Origin of the sequence: Pontibacillus salipaludis, from assembly GCF_014642405.1 — a bacterium.
Classification (GTDB): domain Bacteria; phylum Bacillota; class Bacilli; order Bacillales; family BH030062; genus Pontibacillus; species Pontibacillus salipaludis.
In genome coordinates this window covers 57,229-80,250 of the sequence record NZ_BMIN01000021.1, presented here as the reverse complement: position 1 = coordinate 80,250, position 23,022 = coordinate 57,229, and the positions used below count along the sequence as shown (strand labels likewise).

Below are 23,022 nucleotides of genomic sequence, written 5' to 3'. Positions count from 1 at the left end.
ATAGTGCAAAACCTTCCAATTAGTTTTGATGGAAGGTTATTTGGCTTGTTCTTTTTTATTATATCATGTCTTTTTTTAGTTTTTTATTGATAAATGTTGACAAACTATTAGCTGGTTTAGTTTAAGTAAGCTTGTTCACAAATTCCACATTTATTTTAACATATAACACCAATAACCTCCTTACTCTTTCCAATTTTCAACATCACAAACAACAAACTTATTGCCCTAGGAGTTTGCAATCTAACCATCACCCGCTATGTGAAATAGTGTTTAATTCTAAAACCATTCAAGTGCTAATACACCAAAACGTTTACATATAAAAAAAAGAGCCAAATCACAATTGATTTGGTCTTCAACTAGCACGTTAAATTGTAGGTTTCTACACAAAAACAAACGGAACTATTTATACTAATATTTATCCTTTTTGTCATGTCTACTTATGATTCCATTCTATCCCCTTTAAAAAGGCCTCTACTAAATAGATTCGTGATTCCTCAATCTCAATACCAAGCTTGAATCCTTCTTTCTTATGGAGATCTACTAAACCATGAAGCAGGCTTCTTAATCCTCTAATTGCATGGATGGTTTCTCGGTCTGGAAGGCTAAAAGGTTCTAAGTATTTTTGTAATAATTGAACGAGGGGTTCTTCACCATTCTGATAAACCCCTTCATTTAAATCCGGTGCAATGAGAGATGCTTCATAAATACCAGGGTAACGGTTCGCGAATGTTACGTAATGTTTAGCCATCTCTTGTATTCGCTCGACGGGTTCCACCTCTTTATTCACAGATTTCTTTAAGTGGTCATAGAGCATATCTTGGGCTTTTAAAGCCATTGATTGCTTGATTTCATGTAAGTTTCTAAAGTGATTGTAAAGGGAGGGTGGCTTAATAGAAAACGACCTTGCCAGATTAGCCATTGTTACAGTACTCAAGCCTCCCTCTTCTGCTAACTGAAGTGCCCTGTCTACAATCATATCTTGGTTTAAGCCAGGTCTTGGTGTCACTATTTATTTCCCCTTCTCTAATGAACGTTTGGCATGCTGTATGGCTTTTTTCATATCGCTTGACGGGTCTTTTATAGAATTCCCGTGTCCGACTGCCAAATAAGTTGGATGATAGGATAAGAGTTTCTCTGCTGTCTGAAGTGCGATCTCCTTATTCCAGGTCGCCAAAGCTGGAAATGGAAATGTCCAACGAAGGTCTCCTGCTACCGCAATTCCACCTCGGGTTTGTAAAGCATCACCAGCTATTAAGCTATTTGTTCGCTTATCAAAGTAAGCCATTTGTCCAGGAGTGTGCCCAGGTGCTTCAATGGCTACTAACGAACCGACTTCGTCTCCTTCAGTAAGTAAGCGGTCAGGCCTCGTGTTAACATGTTTCGGTACTCCGCCTTTAATCGGGTTTGCACCTTCTCCTTCTTCTAATGATAAATCACCCTCTAGGATTTTTAATTCCCTTTTCGGAATAATGACTTCCACGTTTTGAAGCTCCGCTACTAATCCATCAAGAGCGCCAATATGGTCGCTATGAACATGAGTTAATACTATTTTCTTTATCGGTTTCCCTATACCGCTAGCTGCTTTTAAAATCGCTTTTTGGTTTGTAGAAAGTGCAGCATCAATAAGAATAAGGTGGTCTTCTTCCTCAACAAGATAACAATTTACAGGGAAGAGGTTCGGCATATAGGTTAACTGATAAATATGGTTTTCCTTCGTCACTCTCATCCAATCACTCCAAACTAATGGCATTAGTTTAAGTATCAACTAATACCATTCGTTTTTCAACTATTATGATCTCCTCATCTAAAAATCACCACAAAAAAAACCAGCTCTTAGAGAACTGGTTTTCACAGGAATTTATTCATGAATGGCTTTCGCTTCAAACATATCTTTATCTTTACTCGTGGTCATAATCGTTCCAAACGCTACTAATAGAGCGAATCCTAAAACAAGTTTAGAAGAGAAAAGTAAAATGACAACAAGTACCACACTAATCACACCAGCTGTTATGCGCATCAGTCTTTCTTTAAAGTTTACAAATACGCTTGCTACCGCAATAAACGCATTCCCAATAAAGAAGACATCAGCTGTTTTCACTAATAAATCCAGCGTCACCATTTCAAAATACACTAGGGTAAATACAATCATATGGATTCCCCCTAATAACAGTAGAGATCCAATGGGTACGCCTTTTTTATTGCGAAACTTAATAAATGCAGGCAGCCGCCTCTGGCTAGCTACTAATCGCGACACGCCACCCGTTACCAATATGTATGTCGTCATGCACAGGCTTAGCGTTACAAGGGATATAAGTGGCATCGCAAATCCCCCAAATAAAGGACCTAATATTACCGAAAGATCCGTCACCGCACCTTCCCCTGACCACTGTACAGCAGCTGCCACCGTAAGGCTAACGATGGTTACAATGCTTGCACTATATAGAACAGCTCGCTTTATGGTTTTCTCCGGGTTTCGCACTTCCCCACTATAGTTCCCAACAATCTCCCAGCCGACGAGCATCCAGAACAGTAATAACAAACTTCCTCCAAAAGAAGATAAGTCAAAAGAGGTCGTTATAACCTGTTCAGGTGGATTAGTCCATAATGCTACCGCTCCTCCTGAGAATAAAATGACGACCGCAAAAGTCGAAAAGATAAAGGAGGCTTTCCCGATAAAGCTGACGTCATTCAAGAGAATAAGGACCCCAATTGCCATCAGAATTACACCTATGTATACTTCATCGAGATTAAAACCACCCCATCTTCCCACATACTTGGCTGCTGTCATTAGCACGGCAATCGGTCCGATTGATGCGGCTAACATAAAGTAAATGGATGCAAGCTTTCGATACTTCTCCCCAAATGCTTTATAAATTGAAATCGTTACTCCACCATCACCTGGATATTTGATAGATATCTTCGCAAATAACATGGAAAATAAAAACGTCACCATCATTATACTCAACCAAGCAAAGATCGCGTAATCACCGCTCGTGTCATAAACGAGGGTTGGTAACAAGATAATCCCTGACCCCAATACTGGGCCTATCATTAAACCACTTAATAACAGCGGTCCAAGTTTCTTCTCATTCATTTACAATTCCTCCTCTTATCATTAGTATAGAGTCAAAGAGCTTATCAGTAAAATTGAAATAATAAATAGAAACGATCATAAATAATGATAATAAGGAGGAAGATGAATGGAGATACGTCAATTACATTCATTTGTTAAAGTAGTTGAATACGAGAGCTTTTCTAAAGCCGCATCCTCACTCGATTATGCCCAGTCCACGATTACATCTCACATCAAACAATTAGAGGAAGAACTGGGTGCACCTTTATTCGACCGATTAGGAAAAAAGATAAGACTAACAGAAGTAGGGGAACATTTCCTTCAGAAAGCAAGACAAATGTTAGAGCTCTACGAAGAATCAAGGCATATAGCCATACCTTCCCAAAATCCTGAAGGAACTCTGACGATCGGGGCCCCTGAGTCACTGGCTGTGTACCGCCTCCCTCAAATTATGCAGGCCTTTAGACGATCTTACCCCCATGTTTACTTGACGTTGAAAGTTGGAGACTGTCCCGATTTGAATGAGTATATTCAAAATGGAGAAGTAGATGTTGCTATTTTGCTTGATATAGATCTAAATACATATGAGGATTTAGAAACCGAACTGCTCTTGAAAGAACAAATGGTTATGGTAGAGGCTCCTGAAGATATACCATTACAAGGGGAATCTAGTGAACCAACAGCTCTTTATACAGAAAAGGGATGCAGCTATCGGCTATTATTTGATGATTATCTACTTCATCATCAGATCACCCCTCATCACAGTATGGAATTCTGGAGCGTAGAGGCAATAAAGCAGTGTGTAAAATGCGGTCTTGGCATTGCCCTCTTGCCTGCTATTACCGTCGAGGAAGAGATCGAACATGGCAAATTGAAAGTCCAAGAATGGTCTAAGCCAGGAGTGGATGTAATGAGTATACTTGCTACTCATAAGAGCAAATGGAAATCACCTGCTATGAAGGCATTTATGGAGACAACGAGGGAGTATTTTCAAGGAGTAAATGAGTTTGATTATACTAAAAAATGACCTCTAGATCTAGAGGTCATTTATCTACTATTCAGGAGGCCTGTTCCACCTTATCACTTCAGCATTAGCGATGTTCACTTCTCCTAAGCTCAAGATATGTGGTATATAATGAAACATCCCGAATCGCTTCTCGCCCTTATGGTGTTGTTCCTCGAAGTATTCAATCGTTGCAGCCGGAAGAGTTGCTAGCTCTTTATAATTGCTTGAGTTAATGATATGGATTTGATCCTCTCCAATTGCCGACGCCGGACCTTTGTAGCTTTCTTTTTCATACAGATACATTACATTCTGATTATGCTCTAAACTTGTAATTGGGATTTTATAAAACTGTAGTTGGCTACTTATGTTTACACCTAAGTCCTTTAAAGTTTTATAGACGAAGTATGGTTGAACAGGTAAAAAATGAACAACATCATTCCACAGGCAATCTAGTTTGGGGATTTTCCGTTCTAACAACTTCGGTCTTTCTGGATGATTGTAATACTTTTTCTTATAATGATTGAGCAACTCTTCATCCCTTAAACAATTTAGCGGAACTAAGCTTTCACCTTTCATGTTTTCAGGTATCATGTGATAAATGTGTTGGATACAGCATTCCCCCTTTAGAATCATTCCCCTTAGATGTTTAAGTAATATCACGGTAAATAAAGAATTACATTTGATGGATATTAATGTTAGAACTTATTAGAAAAAGATAGCCTGGTTATTTCAGGTTGCCTGTTTCTATTTATAATTTCAAACAGATAATCTTCCATATTTAGTAATAACGGGAGTGAAACGATGATTAAGGTAAGAGTGTTATACTGAAGAAGATCCATAACATGACCACTGAAAAGGAGACGTGAAATGTGAATGCTATTCTATTATTGTTTATTGGTATCATAATGATCACATTACTATCCCTTCTTTTTTATAAGCTTAGCCGCAATAAATCACATTGGCTTATGAAATACATACCTTCTATTGCTGCAGCTTTAAGTTTTGGTATCGTTTATTTAAAAATGATTTTTATCTCTCAATCCTACGAGCCCATTACTGATATTGTTCTAATGATTATTCTTTCATTTGTGTTTGGAGTATCTTTATTAGCAGCTATTCTTATAGATCTTGTGCGTAGAAAAGTTTAATGTTTGAGAAGCAGGTTTAATAAACAATGAGGAAGCCAAAACTACTGACTCCCTCTTACTTCTTACATATGAACTTGGATCTCTTGCGTTTTGCTGTAATTCGGAAACACTAATCTATTGAACATTAAATAAATCGTTCCTATCCATAATAGAATTCCAGATAACAGAAACACATACTGAACACCAAACCACTCTGTTAAAGCTCCAAACAGCAAGGTGGATACTCCGAATATGAGGGAGAAAACGCCAGACTGAAGGCCATAGATCTTTGGAAGTTGTTCATCTGTCGCTTCTTTCTGATAAAAAGGAGTTTCTACATTCCGTTATGACCTACTTTCTTTCTTAATTTCACATCAAATCTTCTCTTCTCCAAGACGATTCGTTCACTTCTTTGTTCCCGAGTTTCAAATGGTGGAGGGAATGATAAAGGAATCTTTTACGAAACAGGACAATGGTGATTCACAATCTTAAGTAGGCGGCTAACATCTTCCGTTGCCACATGTTCACTTAAGCGAGCACATGCGATAACAGGTGCCCATTTAAGGATTTCCCCTTTCTTAAAACCGCTCTTTTCACAGTATAGACGTAGATACAAATCTCCCAGTTCTCGTGAATGCTGTAGGTAAAGCAAATACGTACGATACACATCAGCTCGAGGATCACCCGAACTCGCATCAACCCAGTCAATAATCGTAATACCTGACTCCGATTGAATAAGGTTATATAGGTGAAAATCTCCGTGGCAAATCTTCGGTTTATAATGGAATCCCTTTAGTAAATCTATTAGCTTTTGTTTTTGCACAGACTTCATCATTGGAGCTGACGCAATTTGGTTTGCTAGTTTCTCAGTCATCGACTCCAAACCGTCACCAGGAAATGAATGCATGTTGAATTGAACCTCCACAGACTGCTTTAAATAGCGTTCAGCTTGGGTAGGATTTTCCCTAAAGCGTTCTCCAATCGATTTTCCCTTTATGTATTCCATTACAAGGGCAGGTTTACCTACATGAGTTAGCATGTCTATAATCCGGGGAACAGGAATTCCACAAGAACGGGCATATTCTTGTTTCTTAGCTTCTTTCAGCGCCTCTGTACTTGGTAAATGGTCTTTAAACACTTTCATCACATGTCCATCATTTTTATAAATTGTGGCCGTGTTGCCTTCTGCAATCGGTTCCCAGTGGTTCATGTGCTTCTCTCCTTCTAATTAAAATTGCAATGCCAGCTGTAAAGTAACAATCTACGATCTCCCCCTTGCTATAATCGTAAAAATCCCCCTTTTCGCATTCCCAAAAAAGTTAATATTTGCTAGAATTTGAAAGGAAGCAAACAAACGAATATAAAGGAGGATTCTTATTGGCTAAGTGGCTAATCCAAAAGGTGCTATACGGTATAGTTTTGGTATCTCTGTTTGCATTAGGGAGCTACCGTCTGCTTCTTTTTGAAGGTGAATTAACTAGTGGAGAAGTTTATACATTTATTACCTACTCTGCTATAACCATTGGTATAGCATACGTCATAACCAAAGCATTTAATAGGAAAGAAGCTGAGCTAGGCTCTGGGTTTTACCTTTCCTTATTCTTTCTAACGATGTGGGTAGTTGACTTTTATCAAGTCGTACAATTTAATTTGGGCTTTGAAACCAACCTGATTATTGCTAGCGGTCTCATTACTTCCGTTGTGGTGTCTTATTTATTGTTTAAGCAAAAGGGACCGAAACAAAGCGCAGTTATATAATACATCCTGTGCTTGTGCTACAAGAGGAAGTTTGACAAGCTCTGGATAAGTAGGGTTACCTACACTTTTCACATAGAGGCCATCTTCCTCTTGATCTATCATTCTTTATAGAGAGATGAATGAAATTATGATTTTCTAATTTTCTTAACGATAACCACTGCGAAACTTACAAATATAGCCATCATTACAAGCAATAGAATAATGCCAGGAATACCAAAATTACTTAACAAGTATTTACACTCCTTTCTGACCATTAAATTCTTGGGCTGGGTATTGCGATCACATCACTGTTACAATTGAGAAAGACCCCCCTGTTACCCTCCACACAGACTAGAAAAAGAGACTCCATATGTATTTCAGTCCATCCCAAACAGCCAGGGCTAGAATGACCACAATAATTCCCTTCACAATGTCTTTCAATCTGTCTCCTCCTTCCTAAGTACATAACAAACAATACGTTATAAACCCACAAACGTTTCCTTTTTCTCATATCCCTTCAAGAATTGCTGTTCATGAAGAAGCCAAAGGAAAGATGAGACAGACCTATCTTGATTATCCAAGATCCTATATGCTTATTAAATAGTGCTTTAATTCACTACCTTCTTTAAAACCTACCCCTTTATACAAAGCAATGGCTGCTTCATTCCTCTTAGCTACACAGATTGATACCTCCTGTATTTCTTCATAAGAGAAGAAATGGTCTAAGGCGGCATAGATTAACATCTTCCCAATCCCTTTCCTTCTAGACACACGTGTAACTCCCACGTATTCAATTGACGCTTCACCATGATCTGGAGTGGCTTCTATATATACATATCCTTGTATAGAACCAGCAGAATCTTTCGCAAACAAAAGTTTCCGATCCTTATTAAGACGGCCTATAATTGCCTCCGCGTTGTAGTAGGTCTTTGGAAAGGTGGAGTTGTGCAACGCTTTAAAAGCTTCTAAATCTGCAGATGTATAGGGATAGGTTTCAGAAAGTGTTTGACCTTCTTGTATGTTGTCACGATTGATATGTAATACCAGGTGCTCTTCGCCTTTCTTGGCCATTTTCCCCTTCAGGAACGTCTGTGCGAAATCATTTCGTGTATGGATATAGAAAGAATAAGTTTTTATGTGACCCTGCAACTTTGTCATGACATCTTCCCATAATTCTTCAGCAAGATTATACCGCGCGCCATCCTCAATGAAAGGCCCCCAAACTTCACCACTCCCATCACTTCGATCAGCGTCTACACCGATCGCTCCTACAATGTGTCCATCCTCATAACAAACGGAAAAAGAGGAAGCCGGATCAAAATCTGAGAAATCTGATGTTAACGTATCATAGATTTCTTCTGTTTCATCTCCCGCATAGCCGATATGGGTTGAGGGATTTTGATTCAGCTTCGCAATAAACTGAGCTAACTCTTTTAAATCATGTGGCTGTTCAATGATTTCTTTCACTTCGCTCCCTCCCTATTTGTGCTGCTTAATAAATTCGTCTTCTTTCATCCCCATTAAAATAGAATCGTGGTACTCACCATCATAAAATAAGGCATCCCGAATCCGTCCTTCCTTAATAAATCCAAGTTTTTCATAAGAACGAATCGCACGACTATTATACGAAAACACATCTAAACCAATACGATTCAGATTTAACTGATTAAAGCCATACTCCACAAGTAGCGACAAGGCTTCCGTGCCTAATCCTTTCCCCCATGTCTCCTTAGCAAATAAGGAAACTCTCACTACCGCTTTTCGATTCAAATGGTCAATATCTAGCATCGCCATGTCCCCAATTGGCGTTCCATCTTCCTGCTGGCAAATGAGTAGGTCTATACGCTCTGAGTCTTCAGAAATCTTTTCAAACCACTGCTCTACACTAGATCTACTAAAGAAGGCTTGTGTTCCTGTCAATTTTCTAACTTCAGCATCCCAAAGTCCTTGGTAATAGAAAATGTCCAAGTCTGCTTCTTCTATAGGTCTAAGGAATACCCTTTCACTTTCTAAGAAACGAATAGTCATGTTATCCCTCCTAAGTTATGTTAAAAGTATAGAAGTTCTCCCTTTTATATAGTTAACATAGCCCCGCGTTCATCGAAGGTAGAGTCAGGGTTATAAGCTACTTCCCAAGTATTACGTTCCGGGTCTGCAAAGGCTGCCGAACGGAAGGAAGATCCTTCTGTAACAGGTGATTTTAAAACGCGACCACCCGCTTCCTTCACATATGCAAGGGTCTCATCAACTTGCTCTGGTGTATCAACATTAATCGCAAACGTTACTCCTTTAAAAGATCCTGGTGGTGGAATCGGGAGGTCAGTATCTTGCACTAATTTGTCATAGGAATATAAGGAAAACAGGACACCCGCTGTTTTAAAAACTGCATAATCGCTGTATCCATGCTCTGTCTCTTCCCAGCCTAATTTCTGATAAAATTCCCGTAGTGCTGAAATGTCTTGAGCTCCTACTGTGAGTAAACTTACGCGTTGTGGCACCATATTTATTCCTCCTTGTCATCACTTCTACTAATCTTCAATGCACACAATCTCAAAAACTGTTAATATTGTAACATATTTGAATTATCTGATTTATGTAAATTCAGGAGGAAATATGAATGAGCTATGTTATGGAACTTAGGAAACTAGTAGGTTCAAGACCCCTACTATTGCCTGGATCGGCCGTCATTATTATTAATGAGGAAGGTAAGCTATTGCTTCAACATCGGCGTGATGGTGAGTGGGGACTCCCTGGTGGGTTGATGGAACTGGGTGAAAGCTTGGAGGATACTGCAAGAAGAGAAGTGAAAGAAGAGACAGGTCTTACTCTTGGTGATTTGGAGTTGCTCGATGTGTTCTCTGGACCTGAATATTATTTAAAATTAAGAAATGGAGATGAACTGTACTCAATTACTTCAGTCTATGTGACTTACAATCCTTCAGGAAACATTCGGGTGGATGAATCAGAGTCTATTGATCTTACGTATTTCCCCATTCATGAATTGCCTGAAGGGCTTAATGAATCATATTGGAATTACATACACACGTTCCTTGAAAAAAGCACTTTATAACAACTTTATCCTGGAGGAGGTATTGACTTGAAAATAAAACACATCCTACTCATTGTTGCTTCGGCTACAGTATACATCATTATAATGGTCAGCATCCTCTTGATCATCATGAAGCCTGACAATACGGATTATGCCTTGTGGCTAAAGAATCACTATGATGTCCGATGCCTCGATGTATCCTGTGATTCATTTGAGGTGGAAGTAGAAAATGAGAACGGAAGAGACAAGCAAATCACCCTGGTTAAGGCGAAGGATAGTTATACTTCTGGTGTATTTACCATGCGAAAAGATGTAGCGTACCGCAATCTCGAAGACCCTTCCTACCACTTGGACTTAAAAGTAAGAGGATTCTTTGATGAATTTTCAATTATTGAAGAAGAAGTAAGCTTGTCCTCTAAGTAAATTTTATAAAGATATGGAAGAGACTAGACCCTCATTATCTTGTCTCTTCCTCCTTTCACTTCATTCAGCTTAAATATGTTTACATTTCTTCCGGTACCTCTATCCCCAGCAGACTCAGACCCTCCCAAATCACAATAGCTACAGCTTCTGTTAACGCTAAACGTCCACTCAGGTAAGGCCCTTCTTCTAGAATACGTACATTCGCATAATAACTATTAAACGCTTGACCAAGCTTCAATAGATATTTAGCCACTTTAGAAGGATCATAGTGTGCTGCAGCCTGTTTGATGACTTCAGGAAAAGTAGCTACCTTTTGAACAATAGACCATGTGTACTCCCAGTCCTCTTCTTTAAAGGCATAAGGGGTAGTGACTCCTTCAGCTTTTCTCAAAATCGACTTGGCACGAGCGTACGTATACTGCAAATAAGGAGCCGTGCCCCCTTCAAACTTCAGCATCTCTTCATAAGAGAATTCTACGTCATTGAGGCGATCGTTTTTTACATCATGGAAAATGACTGCTCCAACACCGACCTTCTGTGCCACTTCTTCTTTTTGATTAAGGTCAGGATTCTTTTCTTCAATATTCTCTTTCGCAAACTGGATTGATTTCTCGAGTGCTTCATCTAAGAAAACAACTTTGCCTTTACGAGTGGACATTTTCTTACCATCTTTAAGCATCATGCCAAAGGGAACGTGCGTGATTTCATCTGCCCAAGTGTAGCCCATTTTCTTCAATACAGCGCGAAGTTGCTTAAAGTGGAGACTTTGTTCGTTTCCAACAACATATAAAGAAGCAGCATGATTGTACGTTTCCTTTCTATAAATAGCTGCTGCTAGATCGCGGGTTGTATAAAGTGTCGTACCGTCTGATTTCTGAATCAGCGCAGGTGGCATACCTTCATCATCTAAACGTACTACAAGAGCTCCATCCGACTCCTCAAGTAATGATTTCTCTTTTAACATCGTTAAAATCTCTTCGGACTGCATATGAAAAGAAGACTCTCCTTTGTATGAATCAAAAGAGACATTAAGAAGATCATAGATCGACCCGAAGGAATGAAGAGATTCTTCTCGAAACCATTCCCAGAGCTCCGTTGCCTCTTGATCCCCTTGTTCGAGTTTTACAAACCAGGAACGTCCTAACTCCTCAAGGGACGGATCTTCTTTTGCTTCATCATGAAATTTCACATATAGCTTGAGTAGTTCCTGAATGGGATTGGCACGCACTTTCTCCTCCACTCCCCACAACTTATAAGCAGCGATTAATTTACCAAATTGCGTCCCCCAATCGCCGAGGTAGTTTAAACGAGCTACAGTATAGCCACACTTCTCTAGAATATTGCCTACTGCATTTCCAATTACAGTTGAACGAAGATGCCCCATTGAGAAAGGTTTTGCGATATTCGGACTGGATAAATCCATCGTGATCGTCTTGCCATTTCCAAATGTGTGACCACCATAAAGATTTCCCTTTGTCTGAACGGCTGCTAAGACCTCTTTTGTAAAGGATGCTTTGTTAAAGAAAAAATTCACATATGGCCCAACCGCTTCTATATGAGATACAACAGAAGGTGATGGTTGTATGTGTATGGATAGCTCTCCTGCAATGGAAGCTGGACTTTTCTTGAAGGCCTTTGCCAGTTCGAAGCATGGAAAAGCAAGGTCACCCATCTTGTTGTGTTTCGGTACTTCCAGTAACGCTTTAATCTTTTCGGGTGATAGGTGTTCGTTTAATTCGTTTGCCAACAACGTCGTAATCTCATGTGTAACATTCATCCTCAACCTCCCCTTTCTACATCAAAAAACCCGCCCCTCCTCCATTACAGGAGGAGAGACGGGTATCGTTTCCGCGGTGCCACTCTCATTACCTTTCAGAAAAAGAAAGGTCAGCTTATGTACTTGATAACGGCAAGTCCCGATAACCCCTACTTTCTTTCAGAGCTATACCTCAAAAGTCCGGTTCATCGCTTTTTTACCACCAGGCTCCCACCATCCCCGGCTCTCTGCAGGTCATCAAACGACTACTCTCTTTTTCACAGGTTAAAATTGTTTAATTGGAAATTATTATATAGAATTCATTCTACTCTGTAAAGGTATTTACAGGGTAAAGATTCGATCTTCAAACTCTTTCCCCTCGTATACCCTCTCAACAAATCGAATTTGGTTTTGGTTTTGATAGACCAATGTAGAAGCTCTTGTTCCATAATTCGGCGTATCAATAAAGAGAGGAGATAAACTTCGCTCCCATTCTAGAGGAATGCCAGTGTCAGGAAGATCTTGATCACTAGCAGGCTCTGCTCGTTGAAGCGTTTGAAATAGACAAGGATCCAATTCACTTGAGCCACTGTCCAAGCACGCCCCCAATCCTTCTTTTCCTTTTTGTACTTTCGGCCACGGTGTATCTAACAGATGATTGCTCAGGCCATAAATGCCTGGCTCTAGTTTCCGAATATCCCGTTCGCGGTTTGAATAATAGAATAAAGATTCCCCATCCGAAACGACGAGATTAAAGCCTGGGTATGAATGGTTCCTCTCATGAACAGCCTCTAGATATTCTCTCGGTGGCGCTGTTCCTTTCAAGAAATCACTTACCAACTCCCCGCGCGTACGCTTTCCTTCTGTATCTTCATCAGGGGCACGATAATTTGTCAGGGCTGCAAAACGCCCACTTTTCGTAACTCCCATCCATGTTCCCATTTTCTCAAGATCTCGTCCAGCAAGTACATGTGGAGCCTCCTCCCAAAAGTGGGCTTTCGCTGTTTCTCTTTGGTAAAACTCATCGCGGTTTGCTGCTACAACTAAATCATAGGTGCTATCTATTTTGTAAGCAAAGTTAATTAAACACATCGTCCATCACCTCAACCTTCTAAGAACTATTCTGCAATATTGCAGATATCACTAATGACAGTGTGGGTGTCTTTTGCGCCATTTATCACAAACAAATGATCCGTTTCCGATTGTGTAGGTGGTAAAAGATCTTCTTGTTCATTGACTGATTGCCTCTCTAGTACTTCTTCAAACGTAGTGGCAACTCTAAATATGTCGGTACTTCGATTCGTTTGTTCTATTCTTTCTTCCAGGACTTGTTTAGGCAGATTGAAGTAAACGAGTATCGTCTTAACCCCTCTTTGGCGAAATTGATCCAACAGCTTTGAACGTCCCACTCTCGATAAATTGGCATTAGAGAGAATTAGGTGGTCATGGGTATAATCTAGTGCATAGTCGAGAATGGATTGTGATACAACATATTTCAAAACGTTTGGCCCCTCTTCAGGAAGCATATCTTTATAATAAGTATTGATAAACGTAGCGTGATTGTCCTGATCGATGATATGGGAATTTGATAGATGGTGGTGCAATTCTTTGGCAAATGTGCTTTTGCCACTATGGGTTTTCCCAACGGTTATAATAGCGTAGCGATTCAACCTTAACACCTCCTATACCTAGGTTTAACATGAGAACATAAAAGACAAGCTTCTATCCATGAAGCTAATTCTTTTCTTATTCCTTTAAAACAGCATAAACGAGCACATCTTTTCCTGATAACTGAATCAACCGTTCTATTGTCATTCCATTCTTTTCAGCTATTCTTCTAGAAGCCATGTTCTCAGGCTGAATAAGGGATATAAGCTTCTTAGCCTTTAAGTGTCGAAATCCATAAAGCTTTAGGGATTGAGCCACCTCTGTTGCGTAACCCTTCCCCCAATAAGAACGGGCAATCCAATAGCCAATCTCCCATTCCTTTGTTCCCTCAATTGTCTGAGGAACAATCCCAGCGTGTCCAACCTTGACCTCATCTTCTTTTCTTATGATAATCTTCAAACCAAGGCTCGGATTCTGGTCATATGTGTCCAGGATCTTTCTCATGAAACGATGAACTCCTTTATCGTCCCTCGTTTTCCCCTCTCCTATATACATCATCATCTCAGGATCTTGTAGCATAGAAGCAAGAAACGGTTCATCTTCCATTCTGTAGTCCCTTATGTATACTCTTTCCATCTCCTCACCTCACACTGTACTCGTATTACACCAATTATTTCAAAACAACCCACAACCGTCCACTAAATCATGGAATATCGTCATGTTTTCAACCTGATAAGAATAGTTAATAACGAGAAGATTTTTTAGATGAATAATTAAAACTATTTGGAACCGTTTTTCAAGAGTAGTACAATGTGGGAGGAATTGATGCTTTTATAAGGAGGAGATCCAATGGAACGTCCAGCTGGATTTGGGGTTCGTTTACTGGCTAACCTTATAGACGGGATAATTGTTGGGGTTATTTTGAGCTTTATTACATTTCTTTTCTATGGGGATTTCTATAAAGAGGATTACACGATTACAGATTTATTAAGTACCTTATACTTAATCATAGTCCCTGTGGTCTGGAAAGGCTATGTGATTGGAAAGCGATTAATGAATATTCGGATTGTCAAGAAGAACGGTGAGAATGTTACGATTCTAACCATGATTCTGCGTGTAATCGTCGCAGGACTTCTATACGGATTAACAATAGGAATTGCCTTTATCGTTAGTGCCATTATGGTCGCTGTAAGGGAAGACAAGAGAGCGATCCATGACTTTATTGCTGGTACGTATGTAAAAAGCGAAAGAGAATTTTAGCTGATTCTTCAAGCTATATTTAAAATACGTAAAACCGCAGTTCCTATAGGAATTGCGGTTTTGTTTTTGAGATACGTTCACTATTGGTCGATCTTCTAAAGCACCAAAGCCCGTTCAAAAATCTATGCCTCTTTCTCCAATTGTGACTTTGATAGAGCTTTGCGTTCACCCCATATGACATGTTGCAAAGCAATACCTAAGAGACCAATAACAGCTAAACATATCCCTATCCCTCTATAAGCCAACAGCACCCCAAATTGACTAATCAAAATCCCTCCAAGCAAAGGACCAGCGATAAACAGCACACTTAAAGTAGAATCTACAATTCCCGATACCCTGCCTATTGCTTCTTGTGGAGGTTCTTTTTGAATCAAATAATTGATGGCTGTAAATGTGATCCCATTCCCAACACCGCCAATAATTGAAAGCCCTAAGGCTACTGTCACTAGGTTGAAGTGATCAAGGAAACCAAACCCAAGAACCATGACTCCTATTAACGCACTACCCATACCAAAGAACCATCCATACCTAAGGATTTCATCCAACCGATTTAAATAAAGGACCACAATAAGTGAACCCATCCCAATGCCAGAAATCGCCCACCCTGTTATTTCAGGTTTATTAGGAAACACTTCACTAAACAACGTTACGATTTGAGTATCAATCATTTGAATCGTTAATGTGCTTACAATCCCAAACATCATACTGGCAAAGAGGACCTGACTTTTTAAAACGATACGCCATCCTTCTTTCCATGAAGTAAGGAAACTGCTCGCTTCTTTGCCCTCTTGAACTTCATTCTCTTGAAAGGATTGGTGCTTCACTTCTACCTTAAGCAAAATCAGCCCAGACAGTATAAAAGAGGCAGCGTTCACTACTATGGATACTTCTGGTGAGAAGAAACCCGTTACGGAACCACCGATCAGGGGGCCTACAACTTTCATAAGTTGATATAAGCTTCCATTAATCGTTACTGCCTTCATAATATCTTCTTCGACTACGATGCTTCTCATTAATCCTTGTTGAGCAGGAAAACTAACTACTCCCACCGCGTTACGCAGAAAAAGGACAGGGAGCGCAAACCAAGGTGAAGTCGTTAATACGATCAACAAAGTGAGTCCTCCGCGGATCCAGTCTGAGTATATAAGCAGTTTCCGTTTATCTTTTCGATCTGCGAACACACCCGCAAACTGCCCTAACAGGATACTTGGGATGGCATACATAATAGGAATTAGCGCAATTAACATCGGATCTGCTTGCCACGTATATCTGAATAAAATAAGGACAGCGACAAAGTCAAACCAATTCCCAAGGTTCGATAGGGCATTGGCTAAAAAGTAAGGAACAAAATTTTGATTTCGCCATATGGAATCCTTCTTTTCCACCTTCATCCTCCTCTAATTCGTTCTTAATCACATCATAATGTGTGAATGTCAGAAGATTATCAGAGGAGAAATCTTAGGCTTCTATCCTAAATGATCGTGTAATTGCTTATAAATCTTCTGCTCTAAATCCGAAAAATGAAAGCTTTGAGCATACTGATCCATAAGATGTTGATAACGCTCTGTAATGGCCCCTTTACTATTAAACTCTTTCATAAAGAAAAGAATAAGATTCACACTAATTAACTCACCTGGTGCGTAGCTCGCTTCCGTAAATTGCTTAAACCCTTTTTGGAACCACCTTTCTGCACCCTCATGGTCGTTTTTGTAGAGATGATAGATGCCTTTTATAATAAAGAAGGTGGACTGCTCTCTAGAATAAGGGTATTTCACTAGTAATTGTTCCATTTCCAGCAGCTTTTCTTCTATTACTGAGCCGCTTTCTTTCAAAAATGCTAGATATAACTCTGCTAAGTAGAGGAGTGGGATAAAGCCCTCAAGCTTCTTATCATAAATCTCTTTCTTCGATTCCTGAAGCAATTGTTCCGCTTCTTCCAAATGCTTAGTGAAAATGAGGAGTGGGATACGATTTAAAAATCTAATTTCCTCTTTATGAAAACTCGGAATGTTCGATGTATTCATAGCCTTTATAAAGTAAGACAAACTTTTCTCTTGATCGGGCTGTATGTAAGAATAGATATGTAAAAGATAGTAGCACTTTTCCCAAAAGGTGACCTCCTCCGTTTCGACGAGGCCTTTAATATCCCCTTTCATGAACTGGAGATAAAGACGACTTTGACGATCTAAGGTAACGCCAAATACGGTTTGATTCTCTTCTAGAACCTTCAAGGCATCCCCTTGTCCATATAGGTGATATTTATGAAACAAAGTTTTTACGTTGGTAGATACTTCCCCATCTTTTGATAGAGGACTAACTTGCGTCTCTTTATGAACTCGCAAACGGTACCCCATCCCTCTCACGGTTTCAATCTCAACCACAGAAGATAAAGGCTTAAGCTTTTTGCGAAGTCGGTAGATGTGATCATCAACCGTCCTGTCTGTTGGGGCTTCTAAATTCCAAACCGCATCAAGGAGTTCATCTCTTGTGAATATTCTTGAAGGCCATTTATATAGGTATTGAAAGAGCTTGAATTCCCTTGGTAGCAACTGAATGGAATACGTCCGATATTTTATGACACCTTCATTAGGCAACAACATCATTTCCCCCATGGATCCACCCTCCCCAAAAAATATTCAATTTACTCATTATACACCTGAGTAGTAAATTCATTACAACTGTTCATCACATCCATTATTTCAAACCCTATTGTATCAGTCTAAAAAAAGACCGCAATTCCTTTATAGAATTACGGTCTTGACTTAAAGTGAGATCTATATTTTGAATTACACGGCAGGAGGTCCAAAATTCCCATCTCTGAAATCTTGAAAAGCTTGCTTGATTTCTTCCATTGTATTCATCACAAATGGACCATAAGGCACGACGGTTTCCTTAATCGGACGCCCAGAATAAACGAGTACCCTTGTTCTTCTTCTGTTTGCTTTAAGGTGAAGTGTACTTAGCTTATCTGAGTCTCCATCCTCCTGGTAACTCAGCGTAGCAACACCATGTTTCTTTAACCTAGTACTCTCTTCTCCAATTTCTACTTCTCCTGACAGGACATAAAGAAAAGCATTATGATCTTCAGGGAGCTCCAGTGTATACGATGCATCTTCTGTAAGGTTTATTTCGGATAACGTAAAGGGAACAATCGATTCCATTGGTCCTATTACTCCTGCTACGTTTCCGGAATACACTTTAACGGTGCCTCCATCGAAACTAACTGTCGGAGCATCCTCCGCATACACGTTCTGATAGAGTGTTTCAGTTTGCTTTTGATTCTGAGGTAGATTAAGCCATAATTGAAGAGTGTGAGCAACGTCATCTTCCACACCGTCTTCCGCATGACGAGCAGCCCAGCCGGCATTCATATATTGAACATCACCAGGCTCTAGTATATCTCGCCCGCCTCCGTTATCGATGTGCTCTAATCTTCCATCAATCACATACGTAATCGTTTGGAAGCCTCTGTGGGGATGGTCTGGAAATGTGCCTTTCTTAAACCAATCCTCTGCCATTAGAATAAACGGGTCCAACTCTCGCCAACGTTCTACCGGGAGCACCCAGCCTTTTTGAATAGCCGGGAAGTTCATTTCTTCATATTTCACGTACCAGTAATCTCGTACACTTCTATTTACCTTTTCTTCATTCGCCATAAGAGTAACTCCTCCCATTTTAGATCGTAGTCATAGCAACTATAACAACATCGTTTGTTTTGCCCCTGAATTGACAAACTTATCGTATATCATTATACTAACGTAAGTGAAATAGTTTGTATAGCAACTAAATTCAGGAGGGAATCTTTTGAAGTTATCTTTTCAAGATTATATTAGTATTAAAATTCACCAGACTGACCTGAATCTTACAAAGTTTATTAAATCAAAATTAGAAGATTTCAATCTGGCACCTGAGCAAAATTTAATCATGATGTTGCTTTGGGAAAAAGACGGCCTGACTCAAAATCAACTCGCTGAGAAGCTTGATAAGGACAAGACGAACATAGCGAGAATGTCTTCAAATTTGGAGAAAAAAGGGTATATTTATAGGGCCCACCCTAAGGAAGACCGTCGTTCTCTTATGCTGTTTCTCACAGATAGCGGAAAAGAACTTGGTGAAAGAGTCATTCCGGTCGCAGAAGAATTTAATGATATTGTCTGTAAAGGAATTTCAAGTGACGAACTAATCGAGCTTGAACGGTTATTAACAAAGATCAATCAGAATGTCCAAGAGCAATAATGGACATTTCTTCTCGATAGTTGCTATAACAACAATTACTTACTGGAGGCATCATTTATGGAAAATGTACTTTTTATAAAAGCAAATTCAAGACCTATTGAACAATCTGTAAGTGTGAAGTTATACCATACATTCCTAGAACAATATAAAGCACAACACCCTGAGGACCACATCACTGAGCTGGATTTATTCGAAGAAAATCTTCCATACTATGATACGGATAAGATCAACGGTATGTTTAAGCAGTCAAAAGGAATCGAATTAACGGATCAAGAGGAAAAAGCGGCATCTGTTGTGAACCGTTATTTAGAGCAATTCCTTGCTGCTGACAAAGTTGTGTTCGCCTTCCCTCTTTGGAACTTTACAATCCCAGCTGTGTTGCACACGTACTTTGATTACTTAGCACAAGCAGGGAAGACATTCAACTATACAGCTGAAGGACCAGTAGGACTGTTAACGGACAAGAAGGTTGTTCTGTTAAATGCTCGAGGCGGAGTATATTCTGAAGGCCCAGCTCAGTCTTCAGAGATGGCTGTTAATTATGTAACGAATATCTTGAACTTCTGGGGAATCAAAGATATTACTACACTTGTCATTGAAGGACACAACCAGTTCCCAGACCGAGCGGAAGAAATTATTCAAGATGGGTTGAAGAAAACAGAACAAGTAGCTCTTACTTTCTAAATAGTGAAAGTGCCCGAATTCATATGGATTCGGGCACTTTTTTCAAGGCTTATTATCTAATATATCGGACACAACAATTCTATAAAAGAACTAAAATTCAATTTCAACTAGATCCTTCATTTCATCTAATAACTCCTGGTCATTATCTGTTGTAATAAGGGGATTTTGTTTGGAGTTAAAGTCACTGTATGGAAAAATGAAGGTTCCATCTTCTAAGATGTAAAAAGCATACGGTAATGGTTTACCCGTTTGGAACTCCTCACTCTCAGAAAAAACAAACATATACGTAATAGATGATTTCATCTTCTCCATTGTTTTTTCTGTAGTCGTTTCTTTAACGGTAAGACCTTCTACTTTAGTTAACACCTTTTCTATTAGCTGTCGATCATTCACCTTCAGAGATGATTCGTCAGAAGTTGAATGATTCTCTACTTTTTGAATGAATAACGCACTTGCACGATCTTTACCCTCTATTTCTATAACCTGTTCACCATTTGAACATGCTACTAGAAATGCTAATAAAGCCAGACTTATCATTAGCTTTTTCATCGTCTATCTCCTCATCCCCACTTATGAATTCACATCTAAATGTTTATTAATATATTTAGGTTTAAATAAAATTGAATATGTCATTGCCTCTATTACAATTACCTGATAGTATTATTTTTATTGAATTATCAGAATTAATCATACATAGAATAGGGGCAAGACTTATGCAAAACAAACTATCCTTTTCAAACTACGCCCTGATCGGAACCATGCTGTTTGGTATGTTTTTCGGAGCAGGAAACCTAATCTTTCCGATTCAACTCGGCCAGATGGCAGGGACAAACTTTTGGCCTGGTCTGATTGGATTTTTAGTAACAGCAATTGGGCTTCCGTTTATGGGTATCTTAGCCATCGGGCTGTCCCGCAGTAACGGATTACAAGACCTAGCCAGTCGAGTACACCCATTATTCGGAATAACCTTTGCAACGGTGCTTTATTTGACGATTGGACCATTCTTCGCCATTCCGCGTACAGCCACTGTTCCTTTCGTAGTCGGCTTTGAGCCATTCTTAAATGATGGCCAAGTTACATTATGGCTTGGGGTCTTCAGTTTCGTGTTTTTCGCTATTGTTTATTATTTTTCTTTAAATCCTGCTAAAGTTATGGATTACATCGGTAAATATTTAACCCCACTTTTCCTGATCTTTCTATTCATTCTGATCGGAACGGCTATCGTTAATCCAATGGGAGGATTCAGTAGCCCTGCGAGCGATTATATGGATATGGCCTTCATGACAGGTTTTACAGAAGGGTATAATACTATGGACGCTTTGGCTTCCCTTGCGTTTGGAATCGTGGTCATTAATGCGATCAAATCAAAAGGCGTTACAGAACCTAAGGCTATTGCACAGGCAACATGGAAGGCTGGTGTTGTAGCAATGGGACTCATGATGCTCATTTATGGACTGATCACATACATGGGAGCATCAAGTGTAGCTGCGATTGGAACCTTTGATAATGGAGGTCTGATCTTCGCGGAAGTCGCCCAATATTACTTCGGCCCGTTTGGCTCTGTGTTACTTGCCATCATTATCGTTTTAGCTTGTCTGAAAACAAGTATTGGACTCATTACATCATGCAGTGATTACTTTCACTCCATTATTCCAAAGGTCAGTTACAAATCATTTGTTCTTACTCTGTGCCTTGTTTCGTTTATCATCGCAAACTTCGGTTTAACGAACATTATCCAGTTTGCGATTCCTGTATTAATGTTCCTATATCCATTAGCCATTGTGCTCATTTTATTAGGACTCACTTCTCCGCTGTTTGGAAACAAACGTAGTGTATACACCGTTTCGATGTTTCTTACCTTCTTTGTTAGTGTCATTGATGGATATAAAGCATTAGTTGCAAGCATCCCAGGATGGACGGTATCGGTATTGGAAACAGTCCGTTCCTTTTATGCTGACATCTTACCTCTTTATAGCATGGGGCTTGGTTGGATGCTCCCTGCGATACTAGGAGTTGTGATTGGTCTTCTATGGCCTAAGCGTACCGTTGAAACACCATATATGTAGTTGAATTATGAAGAGGCAGCTTCCTTATGGGGAGGTTGCCTTTTTGTTGTCTACTTTTAGAAGGCTACACCACTTATCTAATCTATTGAACTACTGGGATCAACTTCGCATTACAAGCCTTCTCATAAAATTCAACAGGCCCCGCCTCATCAATAATCGCATAAGGGTAACGACGTTTAGCCATTTCTACTAAGCACGTATCCAACAACTCTCTACCAACAAATTGGAATCGTTTATCTTTTGAAGTGCCCATAGGGCCAAAAATGCCTTTTTGTTTGCGAACAAGGTCGTAACAAGCAAAGCCTATAATCGTGTTGTTACGTTCAGCTATAAAGATAGGGATCTCACTCATGTCAGAAGCATGGTTAACGTGTTCGAGCCACCTTTCTCCAAATTCAAAACGAATGTAGTCCTTTATAGCTGGAAGGTCTGAAATTTTCGCTCTTCTGATCGCATTTTGGGGAGAGAGTTGTTTATGTACATATCTCTCTAAATGGACAATCATATTCCTTGGAGTACAGGCTATCTGAAATATGTCTTTTAACATTTCTTTCGAAAATACTTCTCTAAGACGTTTCTCTAATTCTATTACAGCAAACAGAATATGCCCTTCGTTGATAAGAGCCTGTCCGTAATTCTGTTTCTTTTCGTTTGCGCGGTTCAACACTTCCTCCAGGCCAGAACTAATTTTTAAACCGTTGTTCATCTCTATGTATGTTGCTGGTTGCGTTTCACACGCCAAGTTAATCTGTTCGATGAAATCTCTGCCGACATGCTGGTTTACATAGAGAAAGAGCTCCCCACACACTCCCTCAAATTCTTCGCAAGCCCCAATTAGAAAATGGTGAGGCTGCACGATCTTATAGCGATCTTTTAAACGGTCTATAATTCTTCCTGCCCTTTTGGTAAATTGATATGAGTCCTCCTTCAAGTTCTCCCCTCCCCCTTTTTCTTGTACCAATTATTTCAAAAAACTTCACAATCTACAATTATTATT

27 protein-coding genes and 1 other annotated feature are annotated in these 23,022 nt (G+C 39.6%); of the genes, 9 read left to right on the top strand and 18 right to left on the bottom strand.

Translation table 11 applies throughout. From position 1 onward, the window contains the following. Positions 1–433: 433 nt before the first annotated feature. From IEW76_RS18120 to IEW76_RS18110, 3 genes are all read right to left on the bottom strand, one after another. The gene (locus IEW76_RS18120; protein ID WP_188655840.1) at positions 434–1,006 is read right to left on the bottom strand and encodes a TetR/AcrR family transcriptional regulator; all 573 of its coding nucleotides are present in this window, start codon (positions 1,004–1,006) and stop codon (positions 434–436) included. A gap of 3 nt (positions 1,007–1,009) precedes the next feature. Further along, a complete protein-coding gene (locus tag IEW76_RS18115) occupies positions 1,010–1,726 on the bottom strand; it encodes an MBL fold metallo-hydrolase (RefSeq protein WP_188655839.1) in 717 nt (238 codons plus the stop codon). A 132-nt stretch (positions 1,727–1,858) separates the two neighbouring features. Next, complete coding sequence (locus IEW76_RS18110; RefSeq protein ID WP_188655838.1) at positions 1,859–3,094, bottom strand: APC family permease; 1,236 nt, start codon at positions 3,092–3,094, stop codon at positions 1,859–1,861. Positions 3,095–3,200: 106 nt separating this feature from the next. Between IEW76_RS18110 and IEW76_RS18105 the strand changes: the two genes are divergently transcribed. Continuing rightward, positions 3,201–4,100: a LysR family transcriptional regulator gene (locus IEW76_RS18105; RefSeq protein WP_188655837.1), complete on the top strand. Its 900-nt coding sequence runs from the start codon at positions 3,201–3,203 to the stop codon at positions 4,098–4,100. Positions 4,101–4,127: 27 nt separating this feature from the next. Here IEW76_RS18105 and IEW76_RS18100 read toward each other — a convergent pair whose 3' ends face one another. Then, positions 4,128–4,607 (bottom strand): group-specific protein, encoded by a 480-nt coding sequence (locus IEW76_RS18100; RefSeq protein ID WP_229721297.1) that lies wholly within the window; start codon positions 4,605–4,607, stop codon positions 4,128–4,130. Between the two features lie 341 nt (positions 4,608–4,948). Here IEW76_RS18100 and IEW76_RS18095 point away from each other — a divergent pair, with 341 nt between their 5' ends. Next, positions 4,949–5,227, top strand: a complete 279-nt coding sequence (locus IEW76_RS18095) for a hypothetical protein (protein ID WP_188655836.1) — start codon at positions 4,949–4,951, stop codon at positions 5,225–5,227. A 62-nt stretch (positions 5,228–5,289) separates the two neighbouring features. Here IEW76_RS18095 and IEW76_RS18090 read toward each other — a convergent pair whose 3' ends face one another. Both IEW76_RS18090 and IEW76_RS18085 read right to left on the bottom strand, forming a co-directional pair. After that, positions 5,290–5,442, bottom strand: coding sequence for a hypothetical protein (locus tag IEW76_RS18090; protein ID WP_188655835.1), 153 nt, complete (start codon positions 5,440–5,442; stop codon positions 5,290–5,292). 221 nt (positions 5,443–5,663) lie between these two features. Then, positions 5,664–6,416, bottom strand: coding sequence for a phosphotransferase family protein (locus tag IEW76_RS18085; RefSeq protein ID WP_188655834.1), 753 nt, complete (start codon positions 6,414–6,416; stop codon positions 5,664–5,666). Positions 6,417–6,583: 167 nt separating this feature from the next. Between IEW76_RS18085 and IEW76_RS18080 the strand changes: the two genes are divergently transcribed. Then, positions 6,584–6,964, top strand: a complete 381-nt coding sequence (locus IEW76_RS18080) for a hypothetical protein (RefSeq protein ID WP_188655833.1) — start codon at positions 6,584–6,586, stop codon at positions 6,962–6,964. Positions 6,965–7,528: 564 nt separating this feature from the next. Here the strand turns inward: IEW76_RS18080 and IEW76_RS18075 are convergent. From IEW76_RS18075 to IEW76_RS18065, 3 genes are read right to left on the bottom strand one after another with little or no spacing between them, the layout of a single operon-like run. Then, positions 7,529–8,410 (bottom strand): GNAT family N-acetyltransferase, encoded by an 882-nt coding sequence (locus IEW76_RS18075; RefSeq protein WP_188655832.1) that lies wholly within the window; start codon positions 8,408–8,410, stop codon positions 7,529–7,531. A gap of 12 nt (positions 8,411–8,422) precedes the next feature. Next, positions 8,423–8,971, bottom strand: coding sequence for a GNAT family N-acetyltransferase (locus IEW76_RS18070; protein WP_188655831.1), 549 nt, complete (start codon positions 8,969–8,971; stop codon positions 8,423–8,425). A 44-nt stretch (positions 8,972–9,015) separates the two neighbouring features. Continuing rightward, positions 9,016–9,444: a VOC family protein gene (locus tag IEW76_RS18065; RefSeq protein WP_188655830.1), complete on the bottom strand. Its 429-nt coding sequence runs from the start codon at positions 9,442–9,444 to the stop codon at positions 9,016–9,018. A 116-nt stretch (positions 9,445–9,560) separates the two neighbouring features. Here IEW76_RS18065 and IEW76_RS18060 point away from each other — a divergent pair, with 116 nt between their 5' ends. Both IEW76_RS18060 and IEW76_RS18055 read left to right on the top strand, forming a co-directional pair. Beyond that, positions 9,561–10,013 carry an NUDIX hydrolase gene (locus IEW76_RS18060; RefSeq protein WP_188655829.1) on the top strand — a complete coding sequence of 151 codons (453 nt, stop codon included), beginning with the start codon at positions 9,561–9,563 and terminating at the stop codon, positions 10,011–10,013. A 27-nt stretch (positions 10,014–10,040) separates the two neighbouring features. Next, positions 10,041–10,415: a hypothetical protein gene (locus tag IEW76_RS18055; protein WP_188655828.1), complete on the top strand. Its 375-nt coding sequence runs from the start codon at positions 10,041–10,043 to the stop codon at positions 10,413–10,415. A 79-nt stretch (positions 10,416–10,494) separates the two neighbouring features. Here the strand turns inward: IEW76_RS18055 and argS are convergent, their stop codons facing one another. The 4 genes from argS to IEW76_RS18035 all read right to left on the bottom strand — a co-directional run bounded on the left by argS (position 10,495) and on the right by IEW76_RS18035 (position 14,415). After that, the gene (gene argS / locus IEW76_RS18050) at positions 10,495–12,192 is read right to left on the bottom strand and encodes an arginine--tRNA ligase (protein ID WP_188655827.1); all 1,698 of its coding nucleotides are present in this window, start codon (positions 12,190–12,192) and stop codon (positions 10,495–10,497) included. A gap of 51 nt (positions 12,193–12,243) precedes the next feature. Beyond that, positions 12,244–12,462: a binding site (T-box leader), on the bottom strand. Between the two features lie 51 nt (positions 12,463–12,513). Then, entirely contained in the window at positions 12,514–13,263 is a 750-nt protein-coding gene (locus IEW76_RS18045; RefSeq protein WP_188655826.1) for an NRDE family protein, read from the bottom strand. A gap of 26 nt (positions 13,264–13,289) precedes the next feature. Continuing rightward, positions 13,290–13,841 carry an ATP-binding protein gene (locus IEW76_RS18040; protein WP_188655825.1) on the bottom strand — a complete coding sequence of 184 codons (552 nt, stop codon included), beginning with the start codon at positions 13,839–13,841 and terminating at the stop codon, positions 13,290–13,292. Between the two features lie 76 nt (positions 13,842–13,917). Next, the gene (locus IEW76_RS18035; protein ID WP_188655824.1) at positions 13,918–14,415 is read right to left on the bottom strand and encodes a GNAT family N-acetyltransferase; all 498 of its coding nucleotides are present in this window, start codon (positions 14,413–14,415) and stop codon (positions 13,918–13,920) included. 213 nt (positions 14,416–14,628) lie between these two features. Here IEW76_RS18035 and IEW76_RS18030 point away from each other — a divergent pair, with 213 nt between their 5' ends. Beyond that, entirely contained in the window at positions 14,629–15,039 is a 411-nt protein-coding gene (locus IEW76_RS18030; protein WP_188655823.1) for an RDD family protein, read from the top strand. Between the two features lie 122 nt (positions 15,040–15,161). Here IEW76_RS18030 and IEW76_RS18025 read toward each other — a convergent pair whose 3' ends face one another. The 3 genes from IEW76_RS18025 to IEW76_RS18015 all read right to left on the bottom strand — a co-directional run bounded on the left by IEW76_RS18025 (position 15,162) and on the right by IEW76_RS18015 (position 18,695). Continuing rightward, positions 15,162–16,424 (bottom strand): MFS transporter, encoded by a 1,263-nt coding sequence (locus IEW76_RS18025; protein WP_188655822.1) that lies wholly within the window; start codon positions 16,422–16,424, stop codon positions 15,162–15,164. Between the two features lie 81 nt (positions 16,425–16,505). Beyond that, complete coding sequence (locus tag IEW76_RS18020) at positions 16,506–17,651, bottom strand: winged helix-turn-helix domain-containing protein (protein ID WP_188655821.1); 1,146 nt, start codon at positions 17,649–17,651, stop codon at positions 16,506–16,508. A 174-nt stretch (positions 17,652–17,825) separates the two neighbouring features. Next, positions 17,826–18,695 (bottom strand): pirin family protein, encoded by an 870-nt coding sequence (locus IEW76_RS18015; protein WP_188655820.1) that lies wholly within the window; start codon positions 18,693–18,695, stop codon positions 17,826–17,828. A 148-nt stretch (positions 18,696–18,843) separates the two neighbouring features. Between IEW76_RS18015 and IEW76_RS18010 the strand changes: the two genes are divergently transcribed. Together IEW76_RS18010 and IEW76_RS18005 are read left to right on the top strand one after the other, a co-directional pair. After that, positions 18,844–19,275, top strand: a complete 432-nt coding sequence (locus IEW76_RS18010) for a MarR family winged helix-turn-helix transcriptional regulator (protein ID WP_188655819.1) — start codon at positions 18,844–18,846, stop codon at positions 19,273–19,275. A gap of 57 nt (positions 19,276–19,332) precedes the next feature. After that, positions 19,333–19,959, top strand: a complete 627-nt coding sequence (locus tag IEW76_RS18005) for an FMN-dependent NADH-azoreductase (RefSeq protein ID WP_188655818.1) — start codon at positions 19,333–19,335, stop codon at positions 19,957–19,959. Between the two features lie 90 nt (positions 19,960–20,049). Here IEW76_RS18005 and IEW76_RS18000 read toward each other — a convergent pair whose 3' ends face one another. Then, positions 20,050–20,508 (bottom strand): hypothetical protein, encoded by a 459-nt coding sequence (locus IEW76_RS18000; RefSeq protein WP_188655817.1) that lies wholly within the window; start codon positions 20,506–20,508, stop codon positions 20,050–20,052. A 164-nt stretch (positions 20,509–20,672) separates the two neighbouring features. On the opposite strand from IEW76_RS18000, the gene brnQ reads away from it, so the two are divergent. Beyond that, positions 20,673–22,025, top strand: a complete 1,353-nt coding sequence (brnQ, locus tag IEW76_RS17995) for a branched-chain amino acid transport system II carrier protein (RefSeq protein WP_188655816.1) — start codon at positions 20,673–20,675, stop codon at positions 22,023–22,025. Positions 22,026–22,107: 82 nt separating this feature from the next. On the opposite strand, the gene IEW76_RS17990 is transcribed toward brnQ, so the two are convergent. Further along, a complete protein-coding gene (locus IEW76_RS17990) occupies positions 22,108–22,956 on the bottom strand; it encodes a GNAT family N-acetyltransferase (RefSeq protein WP_188655815.1) in 849 nt (282 codons plus the stop codon). Positions 22,957–23,022 lie beyond the last annotated feature (66 nt).

Bases quoted from the DNA above. Each gene is read 5' to 3' on its own strand.
- IEW76_RS18115 (WP_188655839.1), bottom strand. From the start codon at position 1,726: ATGAGAGTGACGAAGGAAAACCATATTTATCAGTTAACCTATATGCCG.
- IEW76_RS18110 (WP_188655838.1), bottom strand. From the start codon at position 3,094: ATGAATGAGAAGAAACTTGGACCGCTGTTATTAAGTGGTTTAATGATA.
- IEW76_RS18105 (WP_188655837.1), top strand. From the start codon at position 3,201: ATGGAGATACGTCAATTACATTCATTTGTTAAAGTAGTTGAATACGAG.
- IEW76_RS18085 (WP_188655834.1), bottom strand. From the start codon at position 6,416: ATGAACCACTGGGAACCGATTGCAGAAGGCAACACGGCCACAATTTAT.
- IEW76_RS18070 (WP_188655831.1), bottom strand. From the start codon at position 8,971: ATGACTATTCGTTTCTTAGAAAGTGAAAGGGTATTCCTTAGACCTATA.
- IEW76_RS18065 (WP_188655830.1), bottom strand. From the start codon at position 9,444: ATGGTGCCACAACGCGTAAGTTTACTCACAGTAGGAGCTCAAGACATT.
- IEW76_RS18060 (WP_188655829.1), top strand. From the start codon at position 9,561: ATGAGCTATGTTATGGAACTTAGGAAACTAGTAGGTTCAAGACCCCTA.
- argS (WP_188655827.1), bottom strand. From the start codon at position 12,192: ATGAATGTTACACATGAGATTACGACGTTGTTGGCAAACGAATTAAAC.
- IEW76_RS18045 (WP_188655826.1), bottom strand. From the start codon at position 13,263: ATGTGTTTAATTAACTTTGCTTACAAAATAGATAGCACCTATGATTTA.
- IEW76_RS18035 (WP_188655824.1), bottom strand. From the start codon at position 14,415: ATGGAAAGAGTATACATAAGGGACTACAGAATGGAAGATGAACCGTTT.
- IEW76_RS18030 (WP_188655823.1), top strand. From the start codon at position 14,629: ATGGAACGTCCAGCTGGATTTGGGGTTCGTTTACTGGCTAACCTTATA.
- IEW76_RS18020 (WP_188655821.1), bottom strand. From the start codon at position 17,651: ATGGGGGAAATGATGTTGTTGCCTAATGAAGGTGTCATAAAATATCGG.
- IEW76_RS18015 (WP_188655820.1), bottom strand. From the start codon at position 18,695: ATGGCGAATGAAGAAAAGGTAAATAGAAGTGTACGAGATTACTGGTAC.
- IEW76_RS18005 (WP_188655818.1), top strand. From the start codon at position 19,333: ATGGAAAATGTACTTTTTATAAAAGCAAATTCAAGACCTATTGAACAA.
- IEW76_RS18000 (WP_188655817.1), bottom strand. From the start codon at position 20,508: ATGAAAAAGCTAATGATAAGTCTGGCTTTATTAGCATTTCTAGTAGCA.
- brnQ (WP_188655816.1), top strand. From the start codon at position 20,673: ATGCAAAACAAACTATCCTTTTCAAACTACGCCCTGATCGGAACCATG.